This is a genomic window from Mitsuaria sp. BK037 (assembly GCF_014193045.1).
Taxonomy (GTDB): Bacteria; Pseudomonadota; Gammaproteobacteria; order Burkholderiales; family Burkholderiaceae_C; genus Roseateles.
Window position 1 is genome coordinate 385,898 of sequence record NZ_JACHYS010000001.1, and the last position, 14,300, is coordinate 400,197.

14 protein-coding genes are annotated in these 14,300 nt (G+C 68.8%); 4 read left to right on the forward strand and 10 right to left on the reverse strand.

Going from position 1 to position 14,300, the window contains the following annotated elements; genetic code table 11:
* The first annotated feature begins 96 nt into the window (after positions 1-96).
* On the forward strand, positions 97-681 hold the full coding sequence (locus tag FHT37_RS01665) for a TetR/AcrR family transcriptional regulator (protein ID WP_183478576.1): 585 nt from the start codon (positions 97-99) through the stop codon (positions 679-681).
* A 305-nt stretch (positions 682-986) separates the two neighbouring features.
* The gene (locus FHT37_RS01670) at positions 987-1,628 is read left to right on the forward strand and encodes a response regulator transcription factor (protein ID WP_183478577.1); all 642 of its coding nucleotides are present in this window, start codon (positions 987-989) and stop codon (positions 1,626-1,628) included.
* Between the two features lie 4 nt (positions 1,629-1,632).
* Here the strand turns inward: FHT37_RS01670 and FHT37_RS25090 are convergent, their stop codons facing one another.
* The 6 genes from FHT37_RS25090 to FHT37_RS01700 all read right to left on the reverse strand — a co-directional run bounded on the left by FHT37_RS25090 (position 1,633) and on the right by FHT37_RS01700 (position 5,691).
* A complete protein-coding gene (locus FHT37_RS25090; RefSeq protein WP_221210944.1) occupies positions 1,633-2,739 on the reverse strand; it encodes a collagen-like protein in 1,107 nt (368 codons plus the stop codon).
* A gap of 19 nt (positions 2,740-2,758) precedes the next feature.
* Positions 2,759-3,298 carry a hypothetical protein gene (locus tag FHT37_RS01680; RefSeq protein ID WP_183478578.1) on the reverse strand — a complete coding sequence of 180 codons (540 nt, stop codon included), beginning with the start codon at positions 3,296-3,298 and terminating at the stop codon, positions 2,759-2,761.
* A 50-nt stretch (positions 3,299-3,348) separates the two neighbouring features.
* Positions 3,349-3,765 carry a hypothetical protein gene (locus FHT37_RS25095; protein ID WP_221210945.1) on the reverse strand — a complete coding sequence of 139 codons (417 nt, stop codon included), beginning with the start codon at positions 3,763-3,765 and terminating at the stop codon, positions 3,349-3,351.
* A 72-nt stretch (positions 3,766-3,837) separates the two neighbouring features.
* Positions 3,838-4,449, reverse strand: coding sequence for a DUF2589 domain-containing protein (locus FHT37_RS01690; RefSeq protein ID WP_183478579.1), 612 nt, complete (start codon positions 4,447-4,449; stop codon positions 3,838-3,840).
* Between the two features lie 111 nt (positions 4,450-4,560).
* Positions 4,561-5,079 (reverse strand): DUF2589 domain-containing protein, encoded by a 519-nt coding sequence (locus FHT37_RS01695; protein ID WP_183478580.1) that lies wholly within the window; start codon positions 5,077-5,079, stop codon positions 4,561-4,563.
* 81 nt (positions 5,080-5,160) lie between these two features.
* Entirely contained in the window at positions 5,161-5,691 is a 531-nt protein-coding gene (locus tag FHT37_RS01700) for a glycoside hydrolase family 108 protein (protein ID WP_183478581.1), read from the reverse strand.
* A 278-nt stretch (positions 5,692-5,969) separates the two neighbouring features.
* Between FHT37_RS01700 and FHT37_RS01705 the strand changes: the two genes are divergently transcribed.
* Positions 5,970-6,416: a hypothetical protein gene (locus tag FHT37_RS01705; RefSeq protein ID WP_183478582.1), complete on the forward strand. Its 447-nt coding sequence runs from the start codon at positions 5,970-5,972 to the stop codon at positions 6,414-6,416.
* 309 nt (positions 6,417-6,725) lie between these two features.
* Positions 6,726-7,379, forward strand: coding sequence for a hypothetical protein (locus tag FHT37_RS01710; RefSeq protein WP_183478583.1), 654 nt, complete (start codon positions 6,726-6,728; stop codon positions 7,377-7,379).
* Between the two features lie 5 nt (positions 7,380-7,384).
* Here the strand turns inward: FHT37_RS01710 and FHT37_RS01715 are convergent, their stop codons facing one another.
* From FHT37_RS01715 to FHT37_RS01730, 4 genes are read right to left on the reverse strand one after another with little or no spacing between them, the layout of a single operon-like run.
* Complete coding sequence (locus FHT37_RS01715; protein WP_255489467.1) at positions 7,385-8,506, reverse strand: Wadjet anti-phage system protein JetD domain-containing protein; 1,122 nt, start codon at positions 8,504-8,506, stop codon at positions 7,385-7,387.
* 41 nt (positions 8,507-8,547) lie between these two features.
* Positions 8,548-12,174: an SbcC/MukB-like Walker B domain-containing protein gene (locus FHT37_RS01720; protein ID WP_183478584.1), complete on the reverse strand. Its 3,627-nt coding sequence runs from the start codon at positions 12,172-12,174 to the stop codon at positions 8,548-8,550.
* Positions 12,171-12,863 carry a DUF4194 domain-containing protein gene (locus tag FHT37_RS01725; RefSeq protein WP_183478585.1) on the reverse strand — a complete coding sequence of 231 codons (693 nt, stop codon included), beginning with the start codon at positions 12,861-12,863 and terminating at the stop codon, positions 12,171-12,173. Before FHT37_RS01725 ends, FHT37_RS01720 begins: the two co-directional genes overlap by 4 nt.
* Positions 12,860-14,296, reverse strand: a complete 1,437-nt coding sequence (locus FHT37_RS01730; protein WP_183478586.1) for a Wadjet anti-phage system protein JetA family protein — start codon at positions 14,294-14,296, stop codon at positions 12,860-12,862. The genes FHT37_RS01725 and FHT37_RS01730 overlap by 4 nt, the downstream gene beginning before the upstream one ends.
* Positions 14,297-14,300 lie beyond the last annotated feature (4 nt).

Below are 14,300 nucleotides of genomic sequence, written 5' to 3' on the forward strand. Positions count from 1 at the left end.
GTTGGGGAGCTCAGTCCAATCCGAACCGTATGATTTCCGAGAACTGCGGGCTGGTCTGCGGGACCAGCGGACCGCACTCGAATGGTTGAGGGGGCTATGCGCTACGACTCGGAACACAAACAACGCACCCGCGAGAGGGTCGTGGCCGCGGCCGCGAGGGCGGTGCGGCTGCACGGCCCCGACAACATCGGGATCGCGGCGCTGATGTCCCAGGCCGGGCTCACCCATGGCGGCTTCTATGCGCACTTCGGATCCAAGGACGAGTTGATCCAGGAGGCGATCACCTTGATGTTCGAGGAGAGCGCCAGCACCCTGGAGGAATGCCTGGAGGGACTGTCCGCCGACGCAGGGTTGGCGGCCCTCATCGACCGCTACCTGAGCCGGGAGCACCTGGAGCAGCGAGACGCGGGGTGTCCCATGGCGGCGCTCGCCAGCGACCTGCCGCGCATGTCGTCCCCCGTTCGAGAAGCCTTCGAGCAAGGCGTGAAGAAGGCGTTGGAGGCCCTGGCCGCGTTGCTCCAGGAAGTCGGCTACGAACAGCCCCGGGAGCTCGCCCGCTCCGTCCAGATGGAGATGGTCGGGGCCCTCACCTTGGCGAGGGCCGTCCCGAACCCGAGCTTCGCCATGAAGGTGCTTGAGAGTTCCCGAGCCCAGATCCGCGCGCGTCTGCAGCTGCATTGACGCTCGTGCGCGTCCGGCCCGGACAAGCGACGATGCGCTCGCCCTGGCGGCACGCGGCCTGCAGGCCAAGTCGCGAGGTCGCAACGCCCATCCTGCAAGACATTACAGTTGCGCGCGCCCGATCTCCCACCCGCTCTGCGCCTTGCCTCGCGCAGCTATCGGGCCGCGGTCGCGCACCGAGGCGCGTCTCGGTGAATCGCTGACCTCATTCGCGGTATCGCCTCGATTGCGGAGCCTCCCAATCCTGTTTGCAATCGCCCACGTAGCCCATGTCGCAGGGCTCGATTCACAGGGAGAAAACAAGCATGCGAACTCGATTGATGGTGATCGCGCGTCATCAACTGCTGCGGGAGGCCCTGGCCTCCCTGATCCAGGAACAGGGCGGGCAGGAACTGGTGGCCCAGGCGGGCGACGGCCAGGAGGCGGTCCGGCTGGCCGTGCGGCTGCGCCCGGAAGTGGTGCTGATGGACATGGAGCTGCCCGGGCTCAATTGCGTCGACACGACGCAGCGCATCGTGGCGGCATCGCCCTCCACCCGCGTGCTCTGCCTGGCCGACGAGGAACCGCCGCATCGCATGCGCGCGGCGCTCGACGCCGGCGCCAGCGGCATCCTCGCCAAGGACAGCGGCGTGGATGAGCTGGTGCGCGCGATCGGTGCGCTCGGACGGCGCCAGTTCTACCTGAGCCCCTCATTGACCGAGGCCGCCGTCATCGCCTGCGCTCATCCGGCGGCCGCGCCCAGCGCCTTCGTCCGGCTCACGCCCAAGGAGCGCGAGATCGTGCAACTGCTCGCCGAAGGGCTGTCCACCAAGCACATCGCCGCGCAGCTCGGCGTCAGTCAGAAGACGGTGGCCTCGCACCGCGAGCACGCGGTCAACAAGCTCGGACTGCGCGGCCTGGCCGACATCACCCGCTACGCCATCCGGGAGGGACTCGCCCGTCCGTGACCGCTCAGGCACCGGGCCGGTCCGGCACGCCTGGCGTGCCCGGTTCGCCCGGCGTTCCGGGAGTTCCGGATGCGCCGGGTTCGTCCGGCGGGGCGGCCGCGCCGGACGCTGGCGCCCCCGCCAGCAGCTCGTCCAGCATCGCCGACAGCCGTTGCCGCGCCGCGTCGTCCGGCGCGGCCGCCAGCAGCTCGCCCTGCACGCCCATCAGCTGCCGAGCCAGCGTCAGCCGCGTCTGCATCGCCGACTGCCGCGCCTCGGCCTGCGAGTGGGTCCGCGTCTGCTCGACCAGTTGCTGGCGATCGGTGTCGAACATCGAGTCCACCGTGTCCACCAGACGTTGCAGCACCCGGTGGGTGAGGCGCGCGGAGAAGCCGCCCAGCAGCGCCAGCAGCGGGCGCTGCAGCGAGCCCGCGTTGTTCACGCTGTCCATCGGGATGAGCACCGCCAGCATCAGGCCCGACACCAGGCCCAGCCCGATGCGGATCCAGTACGAGGCGTCGTACAGCGGGTCGTAGGTGGCCCGCGAGACGTAGGTCTGGGCGGTGAACAGCGCCTGGAAGGTCGCGCCCAGGCCCGCGGCGGTCAGCAGCAGGGTGGTCACGGCCACCTGCTGGAACCCGTTGAGCGCCAGCAGGTCGGACGACAGCGCGGGCCCGTCGATCAGCGGCGACTGCGCGACCACCATGAACGCGACCAGGCAGCCGAAGGCCGCCAGCGTCAGCCAGCGCACGTTGCGCATCGGACCGAGCAGCGGCAGCGCGTCCGTGTCGCGCGCGGCGTGCATCAGCCGCAAGGTGCCCGGCCGCGCGGGCGCGACCAGCGCGGCCAGCCGCGCGTGGACCCGCGACAGCGTCTCCGGATCGCCCGCCGAGGGGGGCCGCGCGGCGGCGCCCGGCGCCGGCGCGTCGTCGCCCGGGCTCAGCGCCTCGAGCGCCGTGCGCATCAGCGCGGGCGGGACTTCCCGCCCCGTCGCCAGCGCGTGGCGCAGCATCGCGGTGATCTCGGCGCGCAGCTGCGCCAGCACCTGCAGGCGGTCCTGCGGCGCCGCCCCGGCGGGACCGGCCGCGCCGGATGCCGGGGAGGGCGTTGCGATGGCGGGCGGGCCGGCCACGGCCGTCAGCGCCGGGCGCTCATGGCGACCGCTTGGCCGGGGCCGCCGGCGCGACGAGGACCGGGCTGCCGGACGGGGCCTGGTCCTCGTACGAGTAGCCCGGCTGGCCGCCGGCCAGCGGCCGCAGCAACACGCGCCTGGCCTTGCCGCCGACGCTGGAGCAGTAGGCGGCCATGCCGCCCGAAGCCGTCCCGGCGACCGAGGCCGTGTACAGATGCCCCGCCTCCGGGACGTAGCCGTTGTACGCCAGCACGACGTGACAGCGGAGCTGCTCCTCATAGTGGACGTCGTAGCCGCCTTTGGCCTGCGGCGTGAGCGTCACCGGCACCAGCCGCGGCAGTTCGCCCGGCTTGGTCTTGAGCGTCATCCGGCCGGTGAGGGTTGCCGCCGGCGGATCCTCCGCGGCGGCGGACGCCGGCTGCGCCCAGGCGCCTGCGGGCAGCAACGGCGCGAACAGCAGCACCAGCGCGCCGGCCAGCGAGACGGACACCGAGACCGCGTAGGCGGCTGGCGCGAAACGTCCCGGGGCGGGACGGCGATTCTTCCGGAAAGCGATCATGGGATCTCCTGGGCCGCGTATCGCGGCAGTGTTGAAGACAGGGGTTGAAGTCAGGCCGGATCGGCCACGTCGGTCGAGGGCAGGTCGGTCGAGGGAACGTCGGTGACCTCACCGGGCTCCGCGGCGGAGCCGGCCCGGGACGCGCCGGCGGCCGCGGGCGCGGGCTCGTCGTGCGGCGCCGGGGCGGCCGCGGCGCTCGCCTGGCGCGGCGGCTTGGGCGCCGGCTTGCGCGCGAAGCCGACGTGATAGGCCATCCACTCGAGCACGACCTGGTGGTCGCCGATGCGCACCAGCGTGAAGCTGCGCTCCACCGCCAGCAGCGTGCCGCGCGGATGCGAGGCGCCGGACAGGCAGTCGTTGAGCTCCTCCATCTGGGCCTCGGTCTCCTCGCGCGTGCACAGCCGCGCGGGGTTGTCGCTCCCCACGACGAGGCGCTTGATGTACTTGACGTTGCTTTGATCGAACATGACGGCTCCGAGGGGCAGGCCCGCCCGCGCCCGGGCGCGGACGGACCTGCGTGGCGGGCGCTCGGGCCCGGGTCAGACGGCGGTCGGCGCGCCGACCTTGCGCGGCGCCACGGCGGACTGCAGGATGTCCATCACCCGCGCCAGGCCCTCGGGCATGCCGTCGTCAACGGCGTGGACCTCGACGTGGTACTTGGCCGAGTTGTCCGAGCTGCGCGTGTTCTCCTTGTGCGAGGACACCGAGCCGCTCACCGTCACCGACGCCTTGAAGGGGCCGAAGCCCACGCTGGCCGTGCCGGAGGCGGAGGCCTGCGCGCTGCTTTGCTCCTTGGACGCGAAGGACGACTTCACTTCCATGTCGAAGACGATGTCCACCTTGGTGATGCTCAGGTTGGGCACCTTGACGATGGCCAGCAGCGGCACGCTGAGTTCCACCTGCTCCTCGTAGAAGGTGCCGTCGGCGCTGTTGGTGTTGGCCGTGGGCCGCTTGAAGTTGAAGTTGACCTGGCGGGTCGCGCCCGGATTGCCGCTGGCGTCGGCGTCGAAACCGACGGTCTGGATGAAGTCGGCGGTCGCCTTGGCGAGCCGGATCTGCGCGTCGCAGGCGGCCGTCAGCGGCGAACCGATGAGTTCGCCCATGGGCAGACCCTTGTACTGGTCGGCGATGTTGACGAGATCGGAAGGCATTCAGTTCTCCTTGAATCGGCAGGGTCACGACGGCGCCACAACCGTTGCGGCGCCGGCATCGGCGGTGCCGTCCGCCGATCCATGGCGGGCCGGCGGCGGGCCGGCCTGGCCTCATAGCGTTTGCTGCGTGTCGAAGACGCCCTGCACCTGGTTGAGCTGGCCGACCAGGCGCGCGTGGCCTTCGGTGGGCTCGCAGCCCTCGACGCGCAGCACCACGTGCGCGGTGCTGCGCCGGCCCACGAGCGGGCCGCGGGTGTGGACCTGCACGCTCTTGCGCGCGGCGCCGGCCGAGCCCTGCCAGTCGCTGCCGGTGGCCGTGGGGCGGGCGCCGGGCAGCGCGTCGTCGGACAGCGCGCCCAGGTCGACGTCGAAGCGCATCTCGACGTCCTTGATCTTGAGCGCGTTGGCCGGCACCAGGCCGAGCAGCGGCGCGCGGTAGAGGTCCTCGGTGCCGGGCTCGGCGTCGGGCTGCATCGACGGCAGCCGCATGACGACGGTGCGCGGGCGGTTGTCCTCGTCGAAGTACTGGCCGAGCTTGGCGATCTGGTGCTGCTCGATGCGGTCCTGGGCATCGATGACGGCGCCGGCGAGCGCCTCGATGAGTTCCTTCAAGTCGACACGTGAGCTCATGGGAGGGTCCTTCCCTGCGGAATGGTTGGAGGTCGGTGGTGGAGGGCGGCGCGCGCGGGCGCGGTGCCGCGGGGCTCGGCGTCAGAGCACGGGGAAGGCGTTGACGCGGTTGAGCCAGCCCTTGAGGAACTTGCGCAGGTCGGGCTGCCGGGCGGCCAGGCGCTCGTAGTAGGCGATGCGGCGCGCGCGCAGGGCGCGGTAGGCGTCGGTGGGGTCGATGCGCTGCAGCGCCTGCGCGGTCTGCGGGCCCCAGGCGCCATCGGGCTTGATGGCGGCGCCGCGCTCGGCCAGCAGCTCCTGCAGCTCGCGGATCGCGTGGCCGCCGGCGTTGACGTGGAAGTCCACCAGCATCTCCGCCAGCGGCTGCAGCGCGATGGTGTCGGCGTCGACGGCGTCCCAGTACTTGAGCTTGTAGAGGCGGCCCGCGTCCGCCTGGCTCAGCCGCTTGAGCGCGTCGAGGCTGGTGTCGGTGAAGCCCGCCGACGGCCCCAGGCCCTGGAAGGTCTTGAGCGTGATGCCCATGTTGGTCGGACCGCCCGGGTCCTTGGGGTCGTTGACGTAGCCGCCCTCGAAGCGGAGCAGGGTCGGCAGGTACTGGTTGAAATCGGCCATGTCATGGCACCTCAGGGTTGGGATCGACGAAGGTCCGGACCGGGGCGGCCGGCAGCGCCGGAAGACCCGGCGGCATGGCGTCATCGTTGGCAGGTGCGCGCGACAGGGGCAGCGGCGGGATGCCGCGAGCGCGTGGTGGGAATGGCCGAGAAGGCCTCGGCAACTTGGAGGGCGTGTGTGGGAGGGGCGCCGATTTCGCACGTGGGCGCGGCGGCATCGAATGAGGGCGCATCCGGAGCCGGATGCGTTCTCTTCCACCTCATTCAAGGAGAAACACCATGCCCACACTTGTGAACATCACCGCAGCCACCCCGACCGCCGTGCAGATCTGGGGCTTTCACGGCAGATGCACGGTCGATCACGTGGCCAAGGCGGTGGAAACCATCGCCGCGGGGCTGCGCGGCGAGGGACACACGATCCACATCATGTCCGGCACCCACGGCCGCTGCAAAGGCCAGGTCGGCGCCGTCGCGAAGCGCGAGGAGAAGTTCGCCGTCGAGGATCGGGCCCTGGCCAATCCGACGACGGCGGACGGCAAGACGGTGCGGCTGGACGTGCACGACTTCAACACCGCCGACCTGTCGGACCCCGACCTGTCGGATGTGGGCCCGGATGGGGTGGCGATGCATAAGCTGAACGCGGAGATCGCCGCCTCCAAGACGGGCGCTGACAGCAACAACACTTTCCTGCTGGCGTATTGCTGCAGCGCGGGCACGCCCTCCTGACCACCGTCGGCTCACGCTGCTCCCGGGGCCGTGCGCACGTCGGCCGCTGTTCCATCATGAGCGGCGGCCGGTCGCGTTCCGAGGCGAGAGCAATTCCAGCAAACGACCTTCGAGCGCGCCCATCGCGAGCCCCCAAGAATGTGCGCCGGCCACTGCTACCCGCCTCGCTGTCACTCGTTGACGCGTCGTTGCAGCTCAGCGGCTGGACACAAGTGCTGAAATGCCGAACTATCGCGGGCGCAGAGTTCCGAGGGGATTGGACATGGTCCTGGGATTGAACCCGCGTTCGTTTACTGAGGTGCTGCTCGCGTGCACGCCATCAGCGAGTTCCTGAGAGATCAGGCTGCAGCCCTCCGGCGCATCGCCGGTGCGACGCGCGGCGACATGAATGTCGAGGACGTCAAGCAGGAGGCTTGGCTCGTTGCGGCCGACATTGAGCAGCGCCGCGGTTACCCGGTTGACTTCAGCGATCCTGGCGATCAGGACTCCGTGCTGAAGTGGCTCTACTGCAAGCTCGTGAAGTTTGCCGAGAAGCAGATGCGCTGCGCCATTCGCATCGACAAGGACTGGGACCAGGAAGACGCCGACGTTGCGGCAGGTGCCTTGGCGCGCTTGCTCACCTCGCCACTGGATTCCGACCCATTGGTTCGACTGCAGCAAGCCGAGGACGAGGTCGACTATTCGAAGATCGTCCGGCACAGTTACTCGGAGGCGTCGGCCTACGTGCTGCTGCTAATGAGGTTTGACTGGGACGTCGAGGCACTCGCCTCAGACTTGCGAGTCGCCGTCCAGACCTTGCGCAAGCGCTTGAAGTCGTGCGGCATCAGGGCCAAGGTTCAACCGTCGCTCTTCGATGGTCTGGCTGTCATCGATCCCGCTTTCGAGCCACGTCGAGCCCGTCGATTCAGTATCCGCCGCTTTGTCGAGGCAGTCGTCCACCAGCGATGCTGGCGCTTCGGCTGAACGGCCTATGTCAAGCCGAACGCCTCTTGGTCGACGAAGCGGCCATGCAGGCGCATCGCCGGCAGCAATTCCTGGTCGGCGTAGCCGCAACCCGTCTCGCCGGGGTCGACCTGCAGACCCTTGGATGCCTGATCCGGCAGATGCCCGCCTTGGGGCAGCAAGCGCGTCAGGGCGCGATAACCAGGGTGCCAGGCGCCCGCGCCGGGGAAGACCTCGCGCAGGCTGGCAAGGATCTGCATGCCCGCGAAGTCGAGGTCACCGAAGAAGCTGACAGGCACCTGCGCCGCACCGAAGAGCCAGGACTCGACGGCTGACAGGTCCCCTCCGGCCGATGGCATGCGCAGATACAGGCGAGAACCCGAACGCGAGCGCAGCCGCCGTGCGCTGCCGCGGAAGCCGGCGGCATAGACGAGCAGGCTGCGGTCCCAGGCGGGAGCACGCATGTCAGCCATGTGCTCGAAGGTCACGAGGTTCTCGACGAAGAGCACGTCCGTGAAGCTGCCGTCGCCTGGCAGCGCCAGCAGGAGCTGTATCGGCGGTTCGGAGAACTGCCCCGGGACGGCGCCCAGCAGGCGCAGCAGCTCATCCCGGCTGTCCAACAGCTTGGATCGCCCCTGAAACACGCGGGCGGACGCCTCGCGCAGCGCCATGGACCGCCCAGAGCGGCACAGGCCGATCAACGCGGACAGGCTGCGCGTGGCCTCGTCAAGCGAAAGCCCTTCCAACTGCGTCATCGGGTTGCGTGCCAGGTAGTCGAGGACCATCCGCGGGTCGTTGGGCACGATCGACGTTGATGCCGCCGCGGTTGCCCATTGCATCGCGAGATGCTCCAGCCACTGCCGCTGCCAGCGCAAGGCCTGGGGCGTGTAGCCGGCCCAAGCGGCCAACTCATCGAAATTGCGAAGCTCGAGTCTTGGCTTGCGATCGGTGAAGCTGGAGAACGCGCGCGGCGGCTCGATCTGCAGGCCGACCCAACCTGTTTCGCAGAGGTCATCCAGCAGCATGATCAGCAGCTGCAACTGGTCGGCGTGGGCCGCGGCGTGCAGTTCGGGTGCGGTCTTGCGGTCCAGGGGCAGGCGCACGGGGCCTTGACCGGTACTGCGCTCGGCCTTGGCGAGCAGAGCCATGGCCAAACGCTGGATGAACGGGTGGACCGCAAGCATTGCCGTCATACCCGATTCGCATCCCAATCCTTGCGGGCGGTCTCGCGGGCCTGTGCCGCGTGTGCGTCCCACAGGCGCGCCAAGGCATCACGGTGCAGTGTCTTTTCCTGTACCTCGCTGATAAACAGCTCCTGACCGTCTCGCCGCGCTAGCACCTTGGAGAAGGTGAACTCCTTCTCGAACTCCGGTTTCACCGCGCCGGACTTCGAGGTCGGCATCGCAACGACCAGTTGGAGACCCAGCGTGCGCGACAGGAATTGCAGCACGCTGCGTGAACGCGACTCGTCCATCTTCGAGAACGCCTCGTCGCTGAGCATCAGCCGCAGTGCCGGGGCCTCGCGCCGTTCCCGCCCGAAGTGGCCCAGTGCATGGGCAAGCACCGCCGAGCGCACGACGTAGAACGGGGTCTCCAGTTCGCCGCCTGAGCCCGTGCCCCAGGTGGAGAGCCGGGTCGTGCCGACCGGGCTGGTGCGCATGATGTCGTATCGGCGGTAGTTGCGGTAGTCGGCAATCTCCTTGAGCGCTCGTTCGCTGGCGCCCTGGTCGTTGGCCAGCAGCAGGCGGCGAATCTCCTGCGCGGTGGCGCGTTGCTCGTCGCTGAGACGGGTCGACTCGAAGATCGAGCCGCGATCATGTTCCAGCCCTTCCACCGCGCCTTCGACCGCGTCGAAGAATTCGCACACCTTCTGCATGCGAGGGATCCAGTCCCATTCCAGCTCGAAGCTGTCGTTGCCGAAGCGGATGCCCTTGAGGTGGCGGTTGAGCCGGGACAGCGTGTTGGCCCCCTGTTTCACATCGTCGCGCACCTTGAAGCAGAAGCTGCTGGTGAAGACGTGGTTGAAGCTCGCTTCAGCCTCCTGCAGAGACCGAGCGTTGTCGGCCAGGCCGATGGCGCGCTGCCGCCGGGATTGCTCCGCGATGGCGTTTCGGGTCTGGAAGACGGGCGGCAGCAGTTCCTCGATGCGGTCGATGCTGCGCGGCGGGTCGCTCCAGGCGAAGCGCTCGCTGTCATCGCGCGCGCCGCTCAGGTAGGCGGCAACCGCCTGCTGAAGCTCGCGAAGCGTGCGCGGCAGGTTCTCGCGCAGCGTCTGCACGCGGTGACGCAGGGCGTCCAGGCTGGTCTCCGCCTCGGCTGCCAGCGTATGGGCATCGGCGATCAGTTGAGCTTCGGTGGCCAGCTCCGGCGTGGCGCCGGCGAAGCGAGCGGCCCACACGGTGGCGTTCGTCACCGCGATCTCCAGCTCCGGCAGCCGTTGATCGAGCGCTCCCTCACGGCGAAGCAGATCTGCCATCTCTTTCTTCCCGGCGCCGATCTGCTCCACTTCTTCGTCGCGCTGGTGCTTGATCTCGTCAATCTTCTTGCCCAGTGAAACTCGTTCGGCTTCCAACCCTTCGATGGAAGACAAGTCCAGCGCCTTCAGCGCCTGTTCGGCAGTTGCATGCTGCGCTTGGCTCTCGAGCACGGCCAGCAGCAGAGGCGACAACGGCGTGAAGGCCGCACCGCTGAACATGCGCGCGACGGCCTTCAAGGACTGGTCGAGCACCTGCAGTGCCCGCATGTCGCGCGCCAGCCGCGAGAGTTCCTCCTCGCACCACTGGCGCCGGCGTTGCCGCGCCGCTTCGCCGAAAGCGAGGTCGCTGTCCGGCGCGCGGCAGGAGAACATGCCGTAGCCCCGGCTGCCCAGGCCTTGCTCCATCAGGCCCTGCGGGGTGCGGGCGAGTTCTTCTTCGCTGTCGACCTTGCGCACGCGGCCGTACTGCGCCATCAGGAAGGCGTTGGCGACAGGATGCTTGCACACCAGCTCGTGCAGCACGGCGCGGGCTTCGAGCTGGCGGCCTTCGGTGTCTTCCATGGCCTTGCGGCCTTGCACGACCTTGGGCGAGCGCACGGGGAAGCGCTGCTTCACGAGCCGTGCACAGCGCGCCTCGTGCCCCGCCTCGACGATGATCGCGAAGCGGTCGCCACCCATGTAGCCCTCGATGGCGTTCTGCCACGTGCTGCCGGACCGCGGTTCCACCAACTGGGCCAGCAGGTGCGGGCGAGCCTGCGGCAGCTCGCGCTCGATCAGAGCCACGGCCTCGTGGGTGTCGCGCGGGGCCACGCTGCGACCGGCCTGCAGCTGTCGCAGCTCCGCGTCGCGCTGCTCCGCCTCGTCCTTCAAGTTCTTCATGCGCGCACCCGCATCGGCGAGCGCCTGCACGACGGCCGCCTGCACCGACCCGTCGCCCTCGTGGATGCCGCGTTGCAAGGTTGCCAGGCTGGCGTCGAAGGCTTCCAGCTCGAAGGCGGGCAGTTCCACATCGAGCTGGGCCGGGCGAGCGTAGGCCCGGCCCATGTCCGGCCACGGTTTCAGCACACTTGAAGCGGCCGGTCGCAGCGTCTGCACGGCGTCGCCCAGCGCAGGCACGGTCGACAAGTCGAGCGCCAGCAACTGCTCCAACTGCGACGCCATGGCGCCGATGCCGCGCGCCGCCTCCTGCACGCGGGTCCAGTGCAGGCGGAACTGGTCGGATTGCAGTCGGATCTGGTTCTCCAGCGTGTCCTTCTTCTGGGCCACCTCGCTGCCCGACAGGCGCTGCTTCACCGCACCGAGTTGCTCGCGCAGCTCGGTGTCCTGGGCGTCGAGCGAGGCCAGCCTCTCGGCTGACTGGCCTTGCCTTCTTTCCTGCATCGCAATCTGACGCTTCACCGAGGCCAGTTCGTCGTGCGCCTCGCTGTGCATGCGCAGCGCGTGGGCGATCGTGGTGACGACGAAGCGGCGAGCTTCCTCGAGCACGGCGTCGGCCCGCTCGCCGGCGGCGTCGAGCCGATCGAGGTTGGCCTGCAGGCGCTCCGCTTCGGCTTTCAGTCCAGCGATGGAACGCATCAACTCGCGCATCTTGTCGAGATCGCGGCTGAAGTCGTGCGGCTCCAGGATCTCGTCACGCACCAGGTCGTTGACGTTGCCCAGTTCCTTGTAGGCCATGGCCTTGACGATGGACTTGGCCGCGCGCACGGCTTCGTTCTCGCCCACCGCCGTCTTGCCCATCAAGGCGCCGTAGAGGTGCTGCAGATAGCCGCCTTTGTCGGGGAAGCGCTGGACCACGGTTTCCTTGCCGGCTTGCAGACGGTGCTGCAACTGCAGATACAACTCCTTGAGCGGCAGTGGCGCATCACCCAGGGCTTCTCCGCCGCGCCGCGCCAGATCCTTCAGCGACAAGGCGCGGCGCACGATGAAGAACTGGGGCTGGCCCTGCAGCACGGCTCGCCGGCCCTCTTCAAAGGCCTCCACGCCGACTAGTGCCGTGAAAGGAGGCGCCTGCTCCTCCGAGCTCTCCGAGGGCTCGAACACGATCCCCACGTAGCTGGTCGAGCGCGTGCGCAGGAACACGCCGTCGGCCTGCTGGCCCAGGGCATAGGCCGCCAGCGTGCGCGGCTCCTTGCCGCCGCGACGGCTCTGCGTGGATTCGTCCTGGCCGATGTTGAACTGCACCAGGTGCTGGTGCGCGGCCGTCAGCAGGGTCTGGATGGCGTCGAGCAGCGTGGACTTGCCCGACCCTGATTCGCCGGTGAGCAGCACGGTGTCGGCGAAGACCCATTCGCGGTCTTCGAGCGAACCCCAATGCCACGTCAGGAGCCGGCCGATCTTCACGGTGAATCGTCCTGATGCGGCGCGGCCGGTGCCGCTGACGCCGGCACCTTGCGGCCGGCCAGCCGCAGTGCGTCGTCCATTGCTTCATCGCTCACGAAGCTCATGACAGGCCGCAACACCGCGAGGCCCATCTGCATGTCGCCAGCATCGTCGCCCTCCACGAAGTGAACGACACGGTGCTTGCGCAGGTCGCGCAGCAGCGCCATGCGCTCGGTGGCCGAGTTCGGCAGCCGGTGCGCGAGCAGCGATACGACGGCCTGCGACAGCTCCTCGAGGCTGATGGCCAGCCGTTCGTCAACCAGTGGCCGCCGGCCGGTGAGCGCTTCGGTGTAGAGAAAGCGCAAGGCGATGACCGCGGCCACGAAGTCGCGCGACAGGCGGGCGCGCAACCGCTTGACGCCATCTTCGTCATCCTCGCCGCCACCTTCGCCCGGTGGGTACAGGCGCAGCAGCCTGGCGTCGGGATCGTGCACCAGCACGAAACCCATGCAGCCGAACCATTCGCGCAGCAACTGCTCGCACTGCAACGCGTCGTCGTAGTGCCGAGCATCGGGCTGCGAGTAGTCGCGCCAGATCACGCCGGTGGCCAGCAGCCGACCGGCCAGTTCTGAAAAACGGGCCGGCTTTACATTGCCGGCGCCTTCGGTGGCAAGCCGTTGTTCGATGAAATGAGCGAGCGATTGCGTCATCGGGACGGGGGTTCGGAAGCGTCGATGGCCGGCGCATCCAGCACATAGTTGTCCGCCGCGAAGAACTCGTTGCGCAGCTGCTCGCCGGTCCTGCGTGCGCGCACGCGCAGCTGGCGACCTTCAGTCGAACGCGCTGCCCCTACGGCGTGCAGCACGCGCACGGCATCCGCTGCATTCTCGACGGGCAGGGTGTCCAGGGCGATAGGACCTCGCTCCAGCAGGGGCAGCAGGCCGCGCAGCACATCGCGGTCGCTGAAGGTGAACGCCGCGGCCTCAGCGCGCCGCAGGACGGCGGATAGCCGGCTCTCGTCATCCACTACGAGCGGCGATTGCACGGCATGGCCTGCCTCGCGGTCACGCACCGTCCAGCGAAGCACACCGCCAGGCAACCGGGTCTCGCTGGTCGCCAGGCGCTCCCCCAGTGCATCCAGCAGGGCCTCGCGCTGCGTTTGCGGCCGCTCCTTCAGCCAGGCCATCGTGCGGCCCAGCGCCGATTCGGCGCCATAGTCCAGCGACAGCGCTTGCCGCAGCAGGCTGGTGAAGCGGCGCACGTAGTTGTTCATTTCCGAGCGCAGCATCGGCAGCTTGAGGCTGCACGCCGCTTCGACCATGTTCTCGATGCGGTCGCACAGCCACAGCAGCGGGCTGCGCCCTTGTACTTCCTGCTCCAGCCACGGAGCTCGCTGAAGCAGGTGGCCATCGGCCAGAGCGCGCAGTTCGCCGTCCAGTGCGCGCACCTGGTCCAGTGCCTCGATGATCTGGCCCCGGTGGCGCTCGGCCGAGTCAGCCACCAGGCGCACCGCGTACTCGCGCATGAAGCGCTTTTCGATGAAGTCGTTGAACTCGTCCCATGCGACCTTCTGCGCCAGGGCCTCGCGAGTGAGGCTCTGAATGAGATGGCGGAAGTACTCGATGTCGTCTTGCAGATCCTGCACAACGCGGCTGGCGAATTCCTGAGCATCCAGCAGTTCGTCTGCGTCTCGCGTGGCGATGAAAGCGGCCAGCGCCTTGCGCGCCGAGCGCATGTTGCGCTGGCGCGTCTTGGTGCGTGAGTCGTCGAGGTTGGCGAAGGTTTCGCTGAAGGCCCTGCCGGCGCGGCTGAGCTTGAGCGTGGGCTTGAGATCGATGGGGTCGCGGTAGTCCTCCAGCCAGCCATGCTCCTTGAGTTTGCGCAGCAGTTCGCCTGCGTAGGCGCGTTCTTCCTCAGGCCGCACCGGTTGTCCGGTGTCGGAGGCCAGTGCGCGCAGCTTGGGATCGGCGAGGGCACGCAGGATGACTTCGAGCACGATGTCGCGGGTCAGCGTTTCTGCATAGTCGGCGTTGGCCCCGTGCACCCGCTCATGCAGCGCGCGCAGGACGGCCGCACAGAGCTCGCGGTTGTCGTGCGTGAGCGGGCGGAAGAAGTGTTCGCGGGGTGGGGCGAAGAACTGCATGGGC